Here is a 16,631-nt window from a genome sequence, read left to right on the forward strand (position 1 = left end):
CAATTGGATGGATCACGCCTGCCACGCTTCCCGCCACCCGCGCAGCGGCATCCTGCGCGTGGTCGTGTTCTCGCCCGGCCTCTGTGTGCTGACCGACAGCAAGACCCGGCGGCTCACCAGGAGCTGACGCCGCAGCACGACGATGCGGCCGCGATCCGCTGCGCGATGAGTCGGCGCCGGACCTGGCCGGTTGCCGGTGTACGGGGCAGCTCGTCGACGACGCGGAGCAGGCGTGGGTGCTTGTGGGGCGCCAGCCTGCCGTCGAGGTGGCGCCGCAGGTCCCGCAGGCTCGGCGGACGTCCGGGGTCGCGGGGTACTACGACCGCACAGACCACCTCGCCCCATACGGGATCCGGCAGGCCGACGACGGCGGCGTCGGCCACGGCCGGATGGTCCGCGAGCCAGGCCTCCACTTCCCCTGGGAAGACGGTCTCGCCACCAGTGCGGATCAGCTCACCGAGCCGTCCCGTGAGGGTGATGCGCCCTGCGGCGTCGATCTCCGCAAGGTCCCCGGTGCGATACCAGCCGTCGTCGAAGGCCGCGGCGGTGGCGGCCGGGTCGTCGAAGTAGCCGTCGAAGAGCAGCGGGCCGCGCACCTGCAGCTCCCCGTCGGCGCCCCTGCGTACCTCGGTCGACGTACCGGGCACGCCGATGGAGTCCGGGCGGTCGAGGAGGCCGTCGCCGTCGAGCGCCGCGACGTTGCCCGTTTCGGTCGAGCCGTAGAAGACGCGCAGGTGGGCCCGTGGTGCGGCGGCCCGGATGGCGTCGAGGAAGGCGGCGGTGACGGCGGACGTGCCCGTGTCGGCGAAACGCAGCGTGGCCAGCGCCGCATGGTTGCCGTCCAGCACCCGCTGCCAGACGGCGGGCACGCAGTAGAGCCGGGTCGCCCGGTGGGTCCGGACGGCCGCCCGGATCGCCTGCCCGTCCGCTTGCTCCAGGTACACCACCGTGTCGCGTGCCTGCCACTGCTGCAGGGAGATCGTCCAGGCCGCCATGTGGAACAGAGGGAACGGGCAGACCGCGGCGCCGCGCGGTTCGAGCTGTGATCCCGGGTGGGACCGCAGGAAGCTGACGCGGTGGGACAGCACGATGCCCTTCGGCCGGCCGGTCGAGCCTGAGGAGAAGAACACGCAGTGCGGGTCGGTCTCCAGGAGGCCGGTCGCGGTGTGCGGATCCGTGCCGCGCGTCGCGGCCGCCCTGTGTACCTCTGCCTCTGCTGCGACCACGGCCCTCAGGTCCCGTACTGGGGCGCCGATCGCAGCGCGGAGCCGCGCGGTCTCGGCCGGTGTCCGGTCCGCCGTGATGACGAGCGCCGGGCGGACCGCGGCGGCGAGCTCGGCCGCCTCGTCGACGCCGAGCGTTCCCGCGACGGGCGCGTAGAGTGCGCCGAGCCTGGCAAGCGCGGCGAAGAGAGGGACCGCGTCGATGGTCGTGCCCGCCCAGCAGACGACGCGCTCGCCCCGGCCCACACCGAGCCCCCGCAGGGTGCGGGCGATCCTGTCGGCGCCGGCATCGACCTCGGCGAAGGTGAGCGATCGGTCGCCGAGCACGGCCGCCGTGCGGTGCGGCACGGCCCGCGCGGCGTTGGTGAAGACATCGCCGATCAGCAACTGGTGCACGGGTGCGGGCATGAGTACGGGCCTCCTGCGTGCGGCGGTACGGCGCGTGGCGGCCGCCACGCGGGCCGCGCCGGTCAGTCCTTCAGCTCGACGATGATCTCGTGATAGTCGCGCTCCCCGGTGTTCACCGCCGTCTCCACGCCACCGCGGGTGACGTAGATCGCGGCGCCGGGCACTACCTCGGCCTCCAGGAAGTCCCGGTAGGGACCCTCGGTGTCGGGCTCGGGCCGTACGACGATCCGGTCGCCGGAGATCTGCACCAGGATGTTGTCGAGCTCGTGCCGGTGGATGTCGCTGTGCTCGCCCGGTGCGAGTCGCAACTCCCAGATCCGCACCCGGTCGTTGTCGAACAGGACCTTGCTGCCGATGCGCCCGAGCACGCGTTCTTCGTCCACAGTCCGCTCCCGTCGTGTCCGTCGCCGCTACCGGGTCGCCGGCAGCGATCAGTACCCGATCGTCGTGTCGACCTCGTTGATCAGCCTCTCGCCCGCGAGATAGCGGGCCAGGTTCTGGCGCAGGAGCCGGAAGACCCCGGCGAAGTGCGCACCCGCGGCGGAGGCCGAGTGCGCCGAGATCGCCAGATTCGGCGCGTGCCACAGAGGGCTCTCGGCAGGCAGTGGTTCGACACGCGCGACGTCGATCGCGGCGCCGCCGAGCCGCCCCGACCGCAGGGCCTCCACCATGGCCTCCTCCACGACGCACGAGCCGCGGCCCACGTTGCAGAAGAACGCTCCCGCAGGCATCGCGGCGAACGCGGCCTCGTCCATCATGTCCACGGTCTGCGGCGTCTCCGGCAGGGCCGCAACCACCGCGTCGCACTCGGCCAGCATCGAGCGCAGCCCGTCCGGGCCGTACAGCGTATCGGCGTGCGGCGTGGGGCGTTCGGCGCTGCGCCGCACCGCCGACACCCGCATGCCGAAGGCACGGGCACGTACCGCGACCTCGGTACCGATCGCGCCTAGGCCGAGCACGCCGAGGGTACGGCCTGTCAATGGCTCGCCGTAGTAAGGGGTCCAGCTGCGCTCGCGCTGCGCGCGGTCGAATTCGGCGAACCGCTTGAAGTACCCGAGCACCCTCGCGAAGGCGAACTCCGCGACCGGCACGGCGTTCACCCCGGACGCGGTGGACAGCCGGATGCCGCGGGCGTCGAGGTCCGCGGGCAGCAGGTGCCCGACACCCGCGCCGATGGCCTGGACCCAGCGCAGCCGGGGCGCGGTCCGCAGGAGGTCCGGCGGCAGGTGCAGCCCGACGAGGATGTCGAGCCGGCCCAGCGCCGCGGCGGTGGTGTCGCCGGGCGGGCATTGGACGACCTCGACGCGCGAGTCGACCGCCCGTAGCTCAGCGATGTCCCGCTCGATCACGTCGGCGGCCCGCTGGTCCCAGGACGGCGGGTAGGCAAGACCGACGACGACCGCGGAAGGCTCCGTCACCGCGCCACGTCCTTCCGGCCTTCCAGGTCCTTGAGCACGCCCATGGAGTGCACCGCCGCATGGTGCTCGGCCAGGTAGCCGGGGGCCTGCGTCGTCTCCACGAACCAGCCGGTCGGGCACATCGTCAGGATCTCGACGAAGGTGAAGCCCAACTCCTGTGCCCGCAGTGCCCGCACGACCATCCTCTTCGTGCGGTGCACATTGACCGCGGTGTCGACCGCGCCGCGTGCGACGTACACGGCCCCGTCCAGCTGGGCGAGCAGGTTCGCGAGCCGGATCGGATGGCCGTGCCGGGCGCTGTCGCGGCCTTCGAGGGTGTTCTTCGTGCGCTGGCCGAGCACGGTCGTGGCTGTCATATGGCCGCCGGTCTCGCCGAACACGCCGTTGTTGAGCATGAAGCAGGTGATCCGTTCACCGCGGGCCGCCGCGTGCAGGACCTCCTGCAGGCCCTCGTCGGCCATGTCGCCGTCGCCCTGTACGGTCAGTACGGCAAGGTCGGGCCGGCTCCGCTTCACTCCGGTGGCCACCGAAGGGGCTCGCCCGTGCAGTGCCTGGACGACCTCGATGTCGAGGTTGTTGGAGAAGGCCGTGGAGCAGCCGATCCCGAACACCGCGACGCAGGAGGCAGTGCGGCCGAGTTCCGCGACGGCTTCCACGATGGCGCGCATCGCGACCGGTTCGCCGCAGCCCGGGCAGAGCTGATGGGCCCCGATGTCGACCAGGGCGGGCGTGAAGTCGTGGACGAGTTTCGCGCCGCAGGCCGGGGGCTCGTCCGTGGGGACGATGGGCAGGGCCTTGCGTCCGGTCATGGGGCCACCTCCGTGATCCGCTCCCGCAGAACCCGCACGTCCAGATCCGGTGCGACACCGAAGCCGGAGGGGTCGGTCGAGAGCCCGCCGATGAATTCGACCGGCAGCGCGCCGTCCACCGCGAGCCGCACGTCCTGCACCGCCTGGCCGGTGTTGTTCTCGTACACCGCGACGGCACGCGCGCCCCTCACGAGCCGTGCGATCTCGGCGTAGGGGAAGGGAACCAGCGTCACGGGCCGCACGAAGCCGATGCGCGCCCCCGCGGCGCGCAGTTCGCGCACGGCGGCACGCAGGTACGTGGCCGGGGTGCCGTAGCCGACGACCACGAGTTCGGCGTCGTCGAGGAACATGGACTCCACCCGGGGCGGGATCGTGCGCAGCATCGCCTCGGTCCGCTCGGCGCAGGCACGGTAATGGACCGCGAGGTCGTAGCCGGCCAGGCCGCCGAGGCCGTCGCGCTGCTTGACGGTGCCCAGCGGGGAGACCAGCTTCGCGCGGCCGGTGCCCCCGCTGCTGCCGTCCAGCGCCCACCCGGGGCGCGGGAGGACTCCTTGCGAGGCCCTTTCCGACCCCTGCGGCCCCGGGACCGACACCGACCGGTGCGTGTGCGCGAGGTAGTAGTCGCCCAGGACCATGACCGGGGTGCGCCATGTCTCGGCCCACTCGAAGGCGAGCGAGACATGCGCGACCGCCTCCGGGACGTCCGACGGCGCGAGCACGGGCAGCCGGTAGTCGCCGTGGCCCCCGCCGCGGGTGGTCTGGAAGTAGTCCCCCTGGCCGCGGGCCATGTTCAGCACGACCAGGGGCAGCCGCGCGAGCGTCATTTCCGCCAGCGACTCCTGCATGAGCGCGAGTCCCTGGCCGGTCGAGCCGGTGGCGGCGCGCGTGCCGGTCGCCGCGGCTCCCCAGCACATGCCGATCGCCTCGAGCTCGCTCTCCGCGTTCATGCAGACACCGCCGGCCTCGGGCAGCCCCACTGCCATCGACTCCAGGACCTCCGTGAACGGCGTCATCGGATAACCGGCGAAGAACCGGCAGCCCGCGGCGACCATCGCGGCCGCGAGCGCGTCGGAGCCGGCAAGCAGCCGAGAGGGCCTGGTCATCGGGCCGCCTCCCGCTGGTCGTAGCGGTACACCTGGAAGACGAAGTCGGGGCAGATCGCCGTGCAGGCCGTGCAGGCGATGCAGCCGGGCAGCAGCCGCGGGTACCGGTGCCCCCGGCTGTTCACCTGATCGTCGGTCATCACCAGGACCGACGGCGGGCAGGCGCCGATGCACAGCTCGCATCCCTTGCACGCCTCGACGTCGATGACGAGCGTGCCGCGGCTCATGCGACCGCCTCCGGCCAAGCCGGCACGTACGCCGCGGCCGCGTGGCCGAAGCCGGCTTGCAGAGCCCGCTCGTTCACGGCCAGCAGGCGGCTGCGGTAGGGCGGCACGACATCGGGCAGGGCGGCCACCATGTCGTCGATCCCGACGATGCCGGTACCGCGGACGTACGCGCCGAGGGCGACGAGCGTCGCCGCGGCCACCGCCCCGAGCTCGTCCGCGACGCCTGATGCCGGGACCTCCAGCACCCGGATCCCGCCCGGCCACGGACGGGCAGTGCAGAGCGTGCTGTTGACCACGGCGAGACCGCCGGTCCTGACGCGCTCGGTGATCCCGTCGGCGTATGCCTCGTGCATGACCAGGCACGACCACGCACGGAAGACGGTCGGCGGGCTCTCGATCGCGCAATCGCCCGCGACCAGCGTGGCCTCGGTACTGCCGCCGCGCATCATCCCGCCGTAGCTGCCGAACATCGAGACAGCGAATCCGGCGCTCGTCAGCGCCTGGGCGAGCAGCCTGGCGCCGAGCTGGATGCCCTGCCCGCCGATGCCGGTCATCAGCAGTTCACGCTCCACCGGCCCTCCCTCCACCCGAAACTGACGCATCATTGATCTGATGCTCTGTCAGAACAACGTTCTCAGAATAGGAACGACCGTTCCCCGCCGCCAGATGCTGTGGCAGGATTTCTTGCACAGGGCGGAGAAGGCGGGGAGAGACGATGACTGACGGAGCGCCAGATCTGGTGGAGCGTGCGGTCGCCCGGCCGCTCGCCGGACGCTACGAGGTCTCGGCGGACGAGGTGCAACGGCTGATCGAGGGCACCTACACGGTGATCGAGAGGACCGGGTCACTGGACCCCACGGTGCGCGACATCCTGCGCGAGTCGAGCCTGTCCAACCAGGTGTTCTACCGGCACTTCCGGTCCAAGGACGACCTCCTCATCGCGATGCTCGACCACGGCCGGCGGCGGATGGCGGACCATCTGCGCCACCGGATGTCCCTGGCCGCAGATCCGCTCGACGCGGTCCGGGCCTGGATCGAGGGGGTGCTCGCCCAGGCCGCCGACCGGCGTGCGGCCGCCAGGACCCGACCCTTCCTGGCCCATGTCGACCGGCTCGCGGCACGCTTCCCCGAGGAGCAGCGGGCCTCCGAGGAAGCCATGATCCAGCTGCTGGCCTCCGCACTCCGCGAGGCGGCCGCGACCGGCGTACTCACCGGCGCGGGCGAGCGCGCCGACCACGACCGCGATGCCCGTACCGTCTACCTGCTGACCATCGCGGTCCTCCACGACCACCTGCGCACCGGCACGCAGCCGGACCCGGCGGAGACGGACCACCTGGTGCGGTTCGCGCTCGCCGGCCTCAGCGGCAGCCGCTGACCGCTCCCCTGTCGGTGCGCTGGAACGACCTCCAGCGCTGTTGCGCCCGGCTTCGAGACCGTTGGCCACGCCTCCAGCAGATCGTGCGGCGGGGCAGTACCGGCACGCTGCGTACCGGCGGCATCGCAGCGTTCCTGCGCACCCGGGTCCACCGGGAACGCAACACCGTCGAGCGGTGCATCAACCGCTTGAAGCAGGGCGCGGCATCGCCACCCGCTACGAGAAGACCGCCACCACCTACCTGGCCGGACTCCACATCGCGGGCATCTCCCTCTGGTCCGCCGGTGATCCAAACGAAACCGCCTAGCCCTCCCGCGCCCACGGCCGCAGCTTCTCCGGGTTGCGGACCGCCCAGATCCGGGTGACGCGCCCGTCGGAGATGTCGAACGAGGCTACGGTCATGACGACGCCGCCGCGCCGGGCCACGAGGCCCGGCACACCGTTGACCGACCGCTCCAGGAGTTCGAGCCCCGGAGCCTTGTCGGCAATGGCGACCATGTACTGGGCGATGCGCGTGCCGCCCTCGACCGGGCCCAGGACGGTGCCGACCATGCCGCCGCCGTCGGCGGTCATCACGGCGGCTGGGTTGAGGAGACCGACGAGGGCTGCGATGTCCTTGGTCTCCCATGCCTCTTTGACGTGCCTCACCACGTCGGCCTGGTCGTTCGCCGTCATCGGAGCGCGCGCGACGCTCACCCGCCGCCGGGCGGAGGACGCCAGCTGCTTGCAGGCCGCGGGGGTGCGGCCGAGAACGTCGGCGATCTCGGCGAACGGGTACCGGAATACGTCGTGCAGGACGAACGCCACCCGCTCGGCGGGCGTCATCGACTCCAGGACGACGAGGAAGGCCATGGTCACCGACTCGTCCAGGACGATCTGTTCGGCGGGGTCGGCGCCGCCCGCGGGGTCCCACTCGGTGCGGTCGGGCAGCGGCTCGGGCAGCCACGCGCCGACATAGCGTTCACGGCGGGCCCGCGCCGAGCCGAGCACGTCCAGGCAGATGCGGCTCGTCACCGTCGTCAGCCAGGCACCGGGCGACAGGATCTCCTCCTGCCGGCTTCGTGGCAGCCCGTACCAGCGTGCGTAGGCATCCTGTACGGCGTCCTCGGCCTCGGTCACCGAACCGAGCAACCGGTAAGCGACATTGATCAGTTGGCGTCGCTCGCCGGCTATCTCATCTGTGCTGGTCCCGGCAGTCCCCATGCCTCCGGCCGCCCCCTCGCCTTACCTTTCGCAGGCCCGGGTCGTCGGGCTGGTGAGACCTTATCGATCTACTGCCCGAGGGCGGAAAAGGGGACTGTGACATGGCCACTCAGGTGACGGCGACGGCGAACGCACAGCGCAGTTCCTCGTTCCTGCAGATCGCGATCGCCCTGCAGACACTGACCATCTTGCTTCAGGCGGTCTCCGCCGGACTGCTGCTGACCTCGTCCTACGGAGAGGCACTGCACAGTGTCGGAGCCCGTGTGATGTACGGGGCGTCGATGCTCTACGTGCTCGCGGCGGTGCTGGCGTGGAAGCCGGGCGGCGGCTCGCCCCGGCCTGTCCGGCACGCGTCAGGTTTCCTCGTACTCGCCTCGGTCCAGGTCGTGCTCGGCATCGCGCACGTCCCGTCGGTCCATCTCCCCCTGGGCGTTTTGATGTTCGGTTTGAGTGTGCTGGCGCTGGCCCGGCGCCACTGACTTCGGCCCGGCCAGGTGAACTTCCGCGAAGTCTCTGTGGACGGGGAACGAGATGACAGCCGAGGCGAGCGGTGCCGGTATCGCTACAGCACCCCGGCTCCGGCCAGGGCCGCCACCGGAAGCAGCAGCATCCACTGCGGCAGCCGCAGCAGGGGGCGTGACCAGCCTGCGCGGAGCGTGATCACCAGGAAAACCGCCGTATATGCGAGGAAGTGGGCCGCGATGAAGAGGACGAGCGGCGCATTCGCAGTGGGCCGGGTCGCGAGGGCGATCAGGGTGAGGCCGCTGAACAGGAGGTCCGCAGTGGCGAAGTGCCACACCACGTGCAGGGTACGCCGCGGCTCGGCCTGAAGGGAGCTGCCCAGCAGCGGGCGGACCACGTCGCGCTCGCCGGCGACGAGGTGGATCAGGGCCGTCACGGTCGCCAGGGAGCCCCCGGCCAGCAGCCATCCGTTCACCGGGCCTCGATTCCCTTGGCGGCGATCCCGGCAACACTCCGGGCCAATTGGGGGCCGGCAGGCTCGCCGAGGATGCCCAGCCGGAACAGGACGGTGCCGACGAGGGCGTCGAGTACCAGGTTGGTATCGACGCTCGGGCCCGTCTCGCCGCGCGCCTGAGCGCGCTCGAAGACGTCGGTCAGGCGCTGCTTGGCTGGCGCGAGGAAAGCGTCGCGGATTCTGGCGCGAAGCTCGGGGGCGGCAGCGAAGTCTGCCAGCAGGCCGGGCAGCGCCGCAGCGGCGGCCGGGGTGCTGAACTCGTCGATCAACTGCTGCACGAGGACGGTGAGGTCGCCTTCGAAGGTGCCGGTGTCTGGAACCGGTGCGGTGTCGGTGGTGGTGAACACGGCCTCGTAGACCAGCTCGGCCTTGCCGGACCACCGGCGGTAGATGGTGTCCTTCCCCACCCTGGCCCGGCTTGCCACGGCCCCGAGGGACATGGCGGCATAGCCGGTCTCGGCCAGCAGTTCGGTGGAGGCGACGAGGATCGCCGCATGAGCAAGCTCATCTCGCGGGCGTCCTCGACGAGTTGTCTCGGCAGTCATGACCTCTTTTTACCATACGGGTCGACCCGTATGGTAAATATTCCGCGGTCCTCGATCGCACAACCAGACGAATCCCAAAGGCGGGACGGGCGGGACTGCGGCGGGGTGGCCGGTCCGTGGACCGTGAACCGGCCGCAGACGGGACGCCACGGCTGGACCGTCGAACGCATACCGCGAACTGTCCTGCCGACTGCCGCCTGCGCCGGCACCACGCGAGCATCGCCTGCGGTGCTGTGGACGTGGCGCCGCACCTGTCCCGCAAGCTCTGCCCAGGGCTCGACCGGGCGACGACCGGCCCGGTACTGCCGCTTCAACTCCACCCCCTCGTACGCACAGGTGGCCGCCGACCGCCGCCGCGTCAAGGCTTCGTCGTCTCAGTCGGGGAGACGGGATGGACCAAAGCGTTCGGATCACTGCGGCGGCCATCCGCATTGTCAGTCACCCTCATCCCTCAACTCGACGGCGAAGTCCAGGTCCAGTTCGTCTCTTTCTGGCACTGCGTCTCAGCCGGGGGACATGCCGAGTTCTACGTCGATGTAGGTGGCTCGGCGAACTCGGTCCTGTGGACGCGCCTCCGGGGGCAGGCGGTGTGCAGGGCGAGTCCTTGCCACCGGCCAGGCGCACTCCCGCCCAGCCCATCACAGAAGCGCACCAATCCCGACGTAGAGGCGTTGGGTTCACCAAACCGCCCACGTCCTCGACGCCATGCCGAAGTCGACCCAGTCAGCGGGGTGAAGAAGGCAATCCAGGACATCTGCAACGCCGAGGACCACGAGCGTGCCGAGCAGGCCGTCATGACGTTCGCAAGCTCTACGGTGCGAAGTTCCCCAAGGCCCTCGCGAGGATCACCGATTGCCAGGACGTGCTGCTGGAGTTCTTCGACCACCCGGCCGAGTACTTCGAACGGAGCCTCATGGTTGAACCCTCTGAAATGATCACAGCGTGACAACCAACTCCCACGAACGATCTGACATGCCTCCACGCGAAGTCCGCGTTGCTACTCCCGACGGCGGTCGACTTTGGGCTGAGCGCAGTGGCACCGGAAGCGCGGTCGTGCTCCTGCACGGCGCCGGCATGGACTCCCGCCTGTGGGACGCCGTCGTTCCCGAGCTGGCCCGCCACCACGACGTGATCCGCTACGACGCCCGCGGGCTGGGACGCTCCACACCTCCAGACAGGCCGTTCAGCGACGTCGAGGATCTGCGCGCCGTCCTTGACCACTTCGGCCTTCGTCGAGCGGCGCTGGTCGGGTTGAGCATGGGCGGGGAGACCGCGCTGGACTTCGCCCTCGCCCACCCGGAGCGCGTCACCGCACTGGCCCTGGTCGGTGCCTCGGTCAGCGGTCACGTCTGGCCGCAGAGTCCCGAGTTGGCGGCCTATGCCACGGCCCGGCGCGAGCGTGAGACGGCCACCCTGGCCGAGCTGGAACTGACGATCTGGGCAGCCATGGGCCGTACGGCTCCCGGGGGAGAGCTCATCGAGACGATGGTCGCCTCGAACGCCCAGCGGCGAGTTGTGAGCGAACAGCACTGCGTTGTCTCCGCGGGCCGTGATGCCGAACCACACCTCGGAGACATCGCCGCGCCGGCGCTGGTCGTCCACGGCGGCCAGGACCACCCAGAGATTGCGGTGATCGCCGAACGACTTGTCACCGACATCCCCGGCGCCTGCGGCGAGACGATTCCGGACGCCGACCACTACCTGCCACTCCGTACACCCGGACGTCTCATCAAGCTACTGCTGTCACACCTGCCCTGACACGCGGCCCATCAACGATCCACAACGATTGACAATTACTCCCCTGGCCGATGCTCGCTCGCGCGCATTCCTCGCCGTCGTCCGGGCCGACGCACACACCCCACGGGCCGCTCCGGACGATCTGATCCCGCAGACCCCGCAAGGAGATCCAGCGCCTGGTCGTCGCCCTTGTCGTCAACAGCCCGTCCGTGACGCGGCCCACCGTCTGGGCCGGTCCGCCTGGCGACGCCGTCGCCAGGCTCGATCACCAGCCGGCCATCACCGGCGGCAAGCCGCGATCGAGCCATGAGGATCACTGTCCACAGCTGGAGTATCAGCTGGCGCTCATACCGTGCTCAGGCCACTGGCTCGCCTCTTCGTACATGGCGTTGATCTTGCGTGATGCCTTGAGGAACGTGTAGTCGACATTGCCGTCGTCCGGATGCGACTTGCGGTCCTGCCTGTTCATCGTGAGGTGCCGCACCATCTTCGCAGGGTCCCCGCCGAATGAGTAGCGGACGGCGCTGGGGTCTTCGGAATGCTTCTTGAAGTAGACAAGTGCGGCCACTACCACTCACCCTCGAAGTCTTCGCGCCTGTTCAGCGGCGTTTTGCTCTGCCAATTCCAGGACTCGTAGGCCACCCGGTGTGCCTCCTGGCAGGTGGCTCCAGGGTCCTCGCGGAGGTAGGTGAGCTCGATCGGCTCATGTTCCAGCAGAACGTGGTCCTTCGGCAGTACTTTCCCGGAGCGGAGGCGAATCCCGGCATCGGCGATTTCGGCATCAGGACGGCAGTGGTCGCCCGCCGCGGCACCGAGCACGGTTCCGGCCTGGGCGCCCAACGCCGGCCTGTGAAGGGAGCGTTCGCTCATCTGCACTGGCTCTGCCGCCTGCGGGTCCGTTGGGAGAGACACGCCGGCAGACACGAAGCGTTCTTCACGCTGGGATGCGCGCTGATCAGCTGGGGCCGCCTGAATCGATGGCAATGGGACTTCGTGAGACGGCGTGTGGCGGCGCATGGATGGCTTCCGGGCCGACATATCGCCGTCTGCGACGCAGCTTCACGGAGAGGTTGCCGGTCCCCTGCGGATGATGAAGGGAAGAGGGGAGTGCTCACTCCCCTTCCATGATCAACATATAACGCGCCGGGGGGCTTGCGGCAAGGTCCTGGTCGTGCCGCAGAATCACCCACCCAAGCCAGGACCTGCGGAAATGAGAATCACGAGATGCGTGTGGTGTTGTCGACGTACGGATCGCGCGGGAGCGTCGAACCGATAGCGGGACTCGCGGTGCGATTGCAGGAACTCGGCGCGGAGGCGCGGGTGTGCGCGCCGCCTGACGAGGAGTTCGCGAAGCGCCTGGCCGAAGTGGGCGTGGAGATGGTGCCGACCGGCCAACCGGTGCGCCCGCTGGTGACCACGGTGACCCCGGGGTCGGCGGTGGGCCTGGCGCAGCGGGCGGCCGAGTTGATGGCCGCACAGTTCCACACGGTCGCCGCGGCGGCCGAGGGATGTGATGCGCTGGTGGCGACCGGCCCGTTGCCGGCCACGGCCGGCGCGCGGTCGGTGGCCGAGAAACTGGGCATCCGCTACGTGCATGTGAGCCACCAGCCGGTCAGCCTGCCGTCGCCGCACCGCCGCCCGCCCGCGCGGCGGGGCCGGCCGTTGCCGTCGGAGGTGACCGACAACCGGGCGCTGTGGGACCTGGACGCCCGGATCGCGACCGCGATGTTTGGGAGATGCTCAACACCCAACGGGCGTCGATCGGCCTGTCACCGGTGGACAACGTCCGCGACTACGCCTTCACCGACCATCCGTGGCTGGCCACGGACCCGATCCTGTCCCCGTGGCAGGAGCCCGCGGACCTCGACGTCGTGCAGACCGGCACGTGGGTCCTGACCGACGAACGCCCGCTCCCCGCCGAGTTGATGGCGTTCCTGGACGCCGGCACACCACCCGTGTACGTGGGCTTCGGCAGCACGCCCATGAGCGACCCGAAGGAGGTCGCCCGGGTGGCCATCGAGGCGATCCGCGCACAGGGTCGCCGCGCGGTCGTCTCCCGCGGCTGGGCCGACCTGGCCGTGATCGATGACCAGGACGACTGCTTCGCCGTCGGCGAGGTCAACCATCAGGCACTGTTCCGCCGAGCGGCCGCCGTCGTACACCACGGCGGCGCGGGCACCACGACGACCGCCACCCGGGCCGACGCGCCTCAGGTGGTGATACCCCAGGGGGCGGACCAGCCGTACTGGGCCGCCCGGGTGGCCGACTTGGGCATCGGCACGGCCCATGACGGTCCCACCCCGACCTTCGAATCCCTGGCGGCCGCGCTCACGACGACTCTGACCCCCGAGACCCACGCGCGAGCGAGGGCCGTGGCCGACACGATCCGCACCGACGGAACGACGGCGGCCGCGAACATGCTGCTCGAAGCGGTCAGCTGAGAAGGACCGCCGGTGTCCGCGTGAACCACGTGGGGCCGCCGCGCCAGGGAGGGCGCCCGGCGCCGGGCTGCACCGCCGACTCGGAACGCTCGACGAGACCGGCCTACCCGCTGGTGTTCCGCGGCGGCGGCCCGGCCGGGCCCGGGCGAGCAGGAGCACCGATCTCCAGGGGTGGTCACCCGGCTCATGCCGATCCGGCTGTCCGCCTGCGCCGCCGCCATGTCCCACCAGTGCCGCCGCGCCAAGGAGCCCGGCATGCCGAGCGCCGACCTCGGGGATCCGGGAGCCGGGTCCGACAGTCGCTGTGGTGGCGGACGAACTCGCCGAAGTGCCGACAGCGGTTGAGGGGTCAGAGCCGAAGCCCCTGCGGAAGGGCGACGGCAGGAAGGGCCCTCCCGCCGACCGTCGGGAAGGAGACCGTTGCCGCGATGACGGCCGACAGCGCAAAGGGGGAGGGGCCGACGATGGCGGAGCGCCTCGGCGTCGTGGAGCGGACGGGATACCGCTGCCTCGAAGCCCTCCGGGCGGCCTGAAGCAGGACCACTGGCTTCGCCAGGCATGTGATTGCCGGCGAAGCCGGTCCTGCGCATGCACTTCTGAGCCTCCCGGCTCGGCACCTTCGTCCTATACGGTTCGCCCGGACAAACGAGGTATGGGGCTGAGGAGCAGCGATGAGTCAGGGGCCGGGCCCTACGGGGACTGCTGAGCTCAAGCGGGAGCTCGGTGTCTTCGACGCGGTTGTCGTCGGCCTGGGGTCAATGATCGGGGCGGGCATCTTCGCCGCTCTCGCGCCCGCCGCAGGCGCGGCCGGGTCCGGGTTGCTGCTCAGCCTGGCAGTTGCCGCAGTGGTGGCGTACTGCAACGCAACCTCCTCAGCCCGCCTTGCCGCCCGCTATCCGGCTTCCGGTGGGACTTACGTCTACGGCCGTGAACGGCTCGGCGAGTTCTGGGGGTACCTGGCCGGCTGGGGCTTCGTCGTCGGCAAGACGGCATCGTGCGCGGCGATGGCCTTGACCGTCGGCTCCTACGCGTGGCCGGACCAAGCCCATGCCGTCGCGGTGGCCGCCGTGGTGGCGCTGACCGCAGTGAACTACGTGGGCGTACGGAAGTCCGCGTGGCTCACGAGAGCGATCGTTGCCCTCGTCCTGGCCGTTCTCGCTGCGGTGGCCACCACATGCCTGGCGGGTGGCACGGCTCGGGCCGCCCGGCTGGACATCGGCGGCGACGCAACGGTCGGCGGGGTACTGCAAGCGGCTGGACTGCTGTTCTTCGCCTTTGCGGGCTACGCCCGCATCGCCACCCTCGGTGAGGAAGTCCGCGATCCGGCCCGCACGATCCCGCGAGCCATCCCTGTCGCCCTGGGCATCACCCTGGCTGTGTACGCGGCCGTCGCCGTCGCGGCCCTGGCAGTCCTCGGACCCGACCGGCTCGCGGACGCCACGGCGCCGTTGACCGAGGCAGTGCGGGCCGCCGGTGTCCCCGGTCTTGCCCCGGTGGTTCGCGTGGGCGCGGCCGTCGCCGCCTTGGGATCCTTGCTCGCGCTGATTCTCGGCGTCTCGCGCACCACCCTCGCCATGGCCCGCGACCGGCATCTGCCCCACGCACTGGCCGCCGTCCACCCCCGGTTCGGCGTCCCGCATCGAGCCGAACTTGCTGTCGGATTCATCGTCGCCCTCGTCGCCGCGACAGGAGATGTACGCGGCGCAATCGGCTTCTCTTCCTTCGGCGTCCTCGCGTATTACTCGATCGCCAACACCGCTGCCTTCACCCTGACCCCGGCGGAAGGCCGACCGCCGCGCATCGTCCCGATCATCGGCCTGGCTGGTTGTCTGCTCCTGGCCTTCGCCTTGCCGGTGTCCTCGGTGGTCTCCGGTGCTGCCGTGCTCGCGGCCGGCGCGGGGGCCTACGGCCTTCGCAAAGCGGCGTCCCGCACCTGTCCATGAGGAGCCCTGGCACGGACGTACGCCGGCGCGCACGAGGGCCCCTCGAGCCGGGGCGCCGTGGGAGAACCACATGGACAGCCCGCGCCTTCTCCCCGTAGGTTCCGCGAGCGCCTGCCGCAGCGGTGGACGTCAAACACCTGTGGGGGGTTGTCTGTCATGTCTGCGTTTCCCGTGTTCACGCCCAGACCTGAGCTTCGGGTGCCGGTGCCGACCAGGCTCGCTGCGGCGACCTGTGTGCTGCTCGGCCTGGCCATGCTGGCCGATGTGTACTCCCTTGGTACGGGGGCGCAGTACTACAGCCTCTGGAGCGGCTTCGGCGAGGAGGGTTTCCACTACGTCGGCCTCGAAGAGATGGATCGGGCCGAGCGCCTCTACAGTCTCTCGGGCGTGCTCCAGACCGTTGCTTTCCTGGTCTGCGGGCTCGTGTTCATCCTGTGGTTCCGGCAGACGCGGGAGATCGCCCAGCTTTTCGCGCCCGACGCGCACAGCAAGTCGCAGGGCTGGGCGGTCTGGGGCTGGATCGTGCCGGTCGTCTTCCTGTGGTTCCCGCGCCGTATCACCCTGGACATGTGGACGGCGAGCGAGCTGCGGCACGACGTGCCCGACGCGCCGCGCACGCCGGTCACCGTCGTCAACGTGTGGTGGACGGTGTGGATCTCCGGCGTCATGTTGAGCAATCTGGCTTCCCGCCAATACGTCCGGGCCGAAGAGGCGGACGCGATCAAGGAGGCTCTGGGACTGTTGATGGTCGCCGACGTTCTCGACATCGCCGCCGGCGTGCTGGCCGTCGTCGTCGTGCGCAGGCTCACCCGGATGCAGCTGCGGAGGGCGGCATGGACCGGGCCCGGCCACGACGGCCCGGCCGAGGATTCCGGACGGCGCGGCCCGTGAGCCGTGGTTCAGCAGAGGAAGGACCAGCAGGAAGCGGGCCGACCAACTCGGCTCGGTTGGGGTCGGGCACGTCCGTCGGAGGGCGGACCGCAGGCCCTCGAGACCGAAGTGCGCCAACTCGAAGGTTCTGTGCGTCGAGTGACGGTCAGTCAGTGATCAACCGGCGCAGGTCAGGTCAGGTCGGCAGAGGCCAGGGTCATGAACCACAACTGCACAACGATGCCGGCCGCCATCCAACCGCGACCTCCGTGCCGGGCGCGTTCGTGCCTACCACGCAGGAGGCAACACCGACCGACAAGGGAGCTGTATTCGTGGGACCCCCGCCCTTGACG

At 70.4% G+C, this 16,631-nt stretch carries 18 protein-coding genes and 1 pseudogene; 7 read left to right on the plus strand and 12 right to left on the minus strand.

Annotated features, from left to right (window positions below):
• Window positions 1-113 precede the first annotated feature (113 nt).
• From AC068D_RS02315 to AC068D_RS02345, 7 genes are all read right to left on the minus strand, one after another.
• The gene (locus AC068D_RS02315; RefSeq protein ID WP_478821012.1) at window positions 114-1,631 is read right to left on the minus strand and encodes a class I adenylate-forming enzyme family protein; all 1,518 of its coding nucleotides are present in this window, start codon (window positions 1,629-1,631) and stop codon (window positions 114-116) included.
• 62 nt (window positions 1,632-1,693) lie between these two features.
• Entirely contained in the window at window positions 1,694-2,014 is a 321-nt protein-coding gene (locus AC068D_RS02320; RefSeq protein WP_478821013.1) for a cupin domain-containing protein, read from the minus strand.
• 48 nt (window positions 2,015-2,062) lie between these two features.
• Window positions 2,063-3,049: a D-2-hydroxyacid dehydrogenase gene (locus AC068D_RS02325; RefSeq protein WP_478821014.1), complete on the minus strand. Its 987-nt coding sequence runs from the start codon at window positions 3,047-3,049 to the stop codon at window positions 2,063-2,065.
• Complete coding sequence (locus AC068D_RS02330) at window positions 3,046-3,858, minus strand: thiamine pyrophosphate-dependent enzyme (RefSeq protein ID WP_478821015.1); 813 nt, start codon at window positions 3,856-3,858, stop codon at window positions 3,046-3,048. The genes AC068D_RS02325 and AC068D_RS02330 overlap by 4 nt, the downstream gene beginning before the upstream one ends.
• On the minus strand, window positions 3,855-4,961 hold the full coding sequence (locus AC068D_RS02335) for a hypothetical protein (protein ID WP_478821016.1): 1,107 nt from the start codon (window positions 4,959-4,961) through the stop codon (window positions 3,855-3,857). Before AC068D_RS02335 ends, AC068D_RS02330 begins: the two co-directional genes overlap by 4 nt.
• Complete coding sequence (locus AC068D_RS02340) at window positions 4,958-5,188, minus strand: 4Fe-4S dicluster domain-containing protein (protein WP_478821017.1); 231 nt, start codon at window positions 5,186-5,188, stop codon at window positions 4,958-4,960. Before AC068D_RS02340 ends, AC068D_RS02335 begins: the two co-directional genes overlap by 4 nt.
• A complete protein-coding gene (locus tag AC068D_RS02345) occupies window positions 5,185-5,760 on the minus strand; it encodes a 2-oxoacid:acceptor oxidoreductase family protein (RefSeq protein ID WP_478821018.1) in 576 nt (191 codons plus the stop codon). Before AC068D_RS02345 ends, AC068D_RS02340 begins: the two co-directional genes overlap by 4 nt.
• A 143-nt stretch (window positions 5,761-5,903) precedes the next feature.
• On the opposite strand from AC068D_RS02345, the gene AC068D_RS02350 reads away from it, so the two are divergent.
• Both AC068D_RS02350 and AC068D_RS02355 read left to right on the plus strand, forming a co-directional pair.
• A complete protein-coding gene (locus tag AC068D_RS02350) occupies window positions 5,904-6,563 on the plus strand; it encodes a TetR/AcrR family transcriptional regulator (protein WP_478821019.1) in 660 nt (219 codons plus the stop codon).
• 175 nt (window positions 6,564-6,738) lie between these two features.
• A complete protein-coding gene (locus AC068D_RS02355) occupies window positions 6,739-6,870 on the plus strand; it encodes a hypothetical protein (protein WP_478821020.1) in 132 nt (43 codons plus the stop codon).
• Here the strand turns inward: AC068D_RS02355 and sigJ are convergent.
• A complete protein-coding gene (gene sigJ, locus AC068D_RS02360) occupies window positions 6,867-7,766 on the minus strand; it encodes an RNA polymerase sigma factor SigJ (RefSeq protein WP_478821021.1) in 900 nt (299 codons plus the stop codon). The genes AC068D_RS02355 and sigJ overlap by 4 nt on opposite strands.
• 101 nt (window positions 7,767-7,867) lie before the next feature.
• Between sigJ and AC068D_RS02365 the strand changes: the two genes are divergently transcribed.
• Window positions 7,868-8,245, plus strand: a complete 378-nt coding sequence (locus AC068D_RS02365; protein ID WP_478821022.1) for a hypothetical protein — start codon at window positions 7,868-7,870, stop codon at window positions 8,243-8,245.
• An 83-nt stretch (window positions 8,246-8,328) separates the two neighbouring features.
• Here the strand turns inward: AC068D_RS02365 and AC068D_RS02370 are convergent, their stop codons facing one another.
• Window positions 8,329-8,703 carry a hypothetical protein gene (locus tag AC068D_RS02370; protein WP_478821023.1) on the minus strand — a complete coding sequence of 125 codons (375 nt, stop codon included), beginning with the start codon at window positions 8,701-8,703 and terminating at the stop codon, window positions 8,329-8,331.
• On the minus strand, window positions 8,700-9,287 hold the full coding sequence (locus tag AC068D_RS02375; protein ID WP_478821024.1) for a TetR/AcrR family transcriptional regulator: 588 nt from the start codon (window positions 9,285-9,287) through the stop codon (window positions 8,700-8,702). The genes AC068D_RS02370 and AC068D_RS02375 overlap by 4 nt, the downstream gene beginning before the upstream one ends.
• Window positions 9,288-10,259: 972 nt before the next feature.
• On the opposite strand from AC068D_RS02375, the gene AC068D_RS02380 reads away from it, so the two are divergent.
• Window positions 10,260-11,045 carry an alpha/beta fold hydrolase gene (locus tag AC068D_RS02380; RefSeq protein WP_478821025.1) on the plus strand — a complete coding sequence of 262 codons (786 nt, stop codon included), beginning with the start codon at window positions 10,260-10,262 and terminating at the stop codon, window positions 11,043-11,045.
• 313 nt (window positions 11,046-11,358) lie between these two features.
• On the opposite strand, the gene AC068D_RS02385 is transcribed toward AC068D_RS02380, so the two are convergent.
• Entirely contained in the window at window positions 11,359-11,592 is a 234-nt protein-coding gene (locus AC068D_RS02385; protein WP_478821026.1) for a hypothetical protein, read from the minus strand.
• Window positions 11,592-11,894, minus strand: coding sequence for a hypothetical protein (locus AC068D_RS02390; protein WP_478821027.1), 303 nt, complete (start codon window positions 11,892-11,894; stop codon window positions 11,592-11,594). Before AC068D_RS02390 ends, AC068D_RS02385 begins: the two co-directional genes overlap by 1 nt.
• 354 nt (window positions 11,895-12,248) lie before the next feature.
• Between AC068D_RS02390 and AC068D_RS02395 the strand changes: the two are divergent.
• The 3 genes and pseudogenes from AC068D_RS02395 (at window position 12,249) to AC068D_RS02405 (ending at window position 16,299) form a co-directional block, all read left to right on the plus strand.
• A pseudogene (locus tag AC068D_RS02395) lies at window positions 12,249-13,465 on the plus strand (glycosyltransferase).
• A gap of 671 nt (window positions 13,466-14,136) precedes the next feature.
• Window positions 14,137-15,408, plus strand: a complete 1,272-nt coding sequence (locus AC068D_RS02400) for an APC family permease (protein WP_478821028.1) — start codon at window positions 14,137-14,139, stop codon at window positions 15,406-15,408.
• Window positions 15,409-15,564: 156 nt separating this feature from the next.
• Entirely contained in the window at window positions 15,565-16,299 is a 735-nt protein-coding gene (locus AC068D_RS02405) for a DUF4328 domain-containing protein (RefSeq protein WP_478821029.1), read from the plus strand.
• Window positions 16,300-16,631: the final 332 nt, after the last annotated feature.

The sequence above is a fragment of the Streptomyces sp. NPDC043861 genome (genome assembly GCF_056435905.1).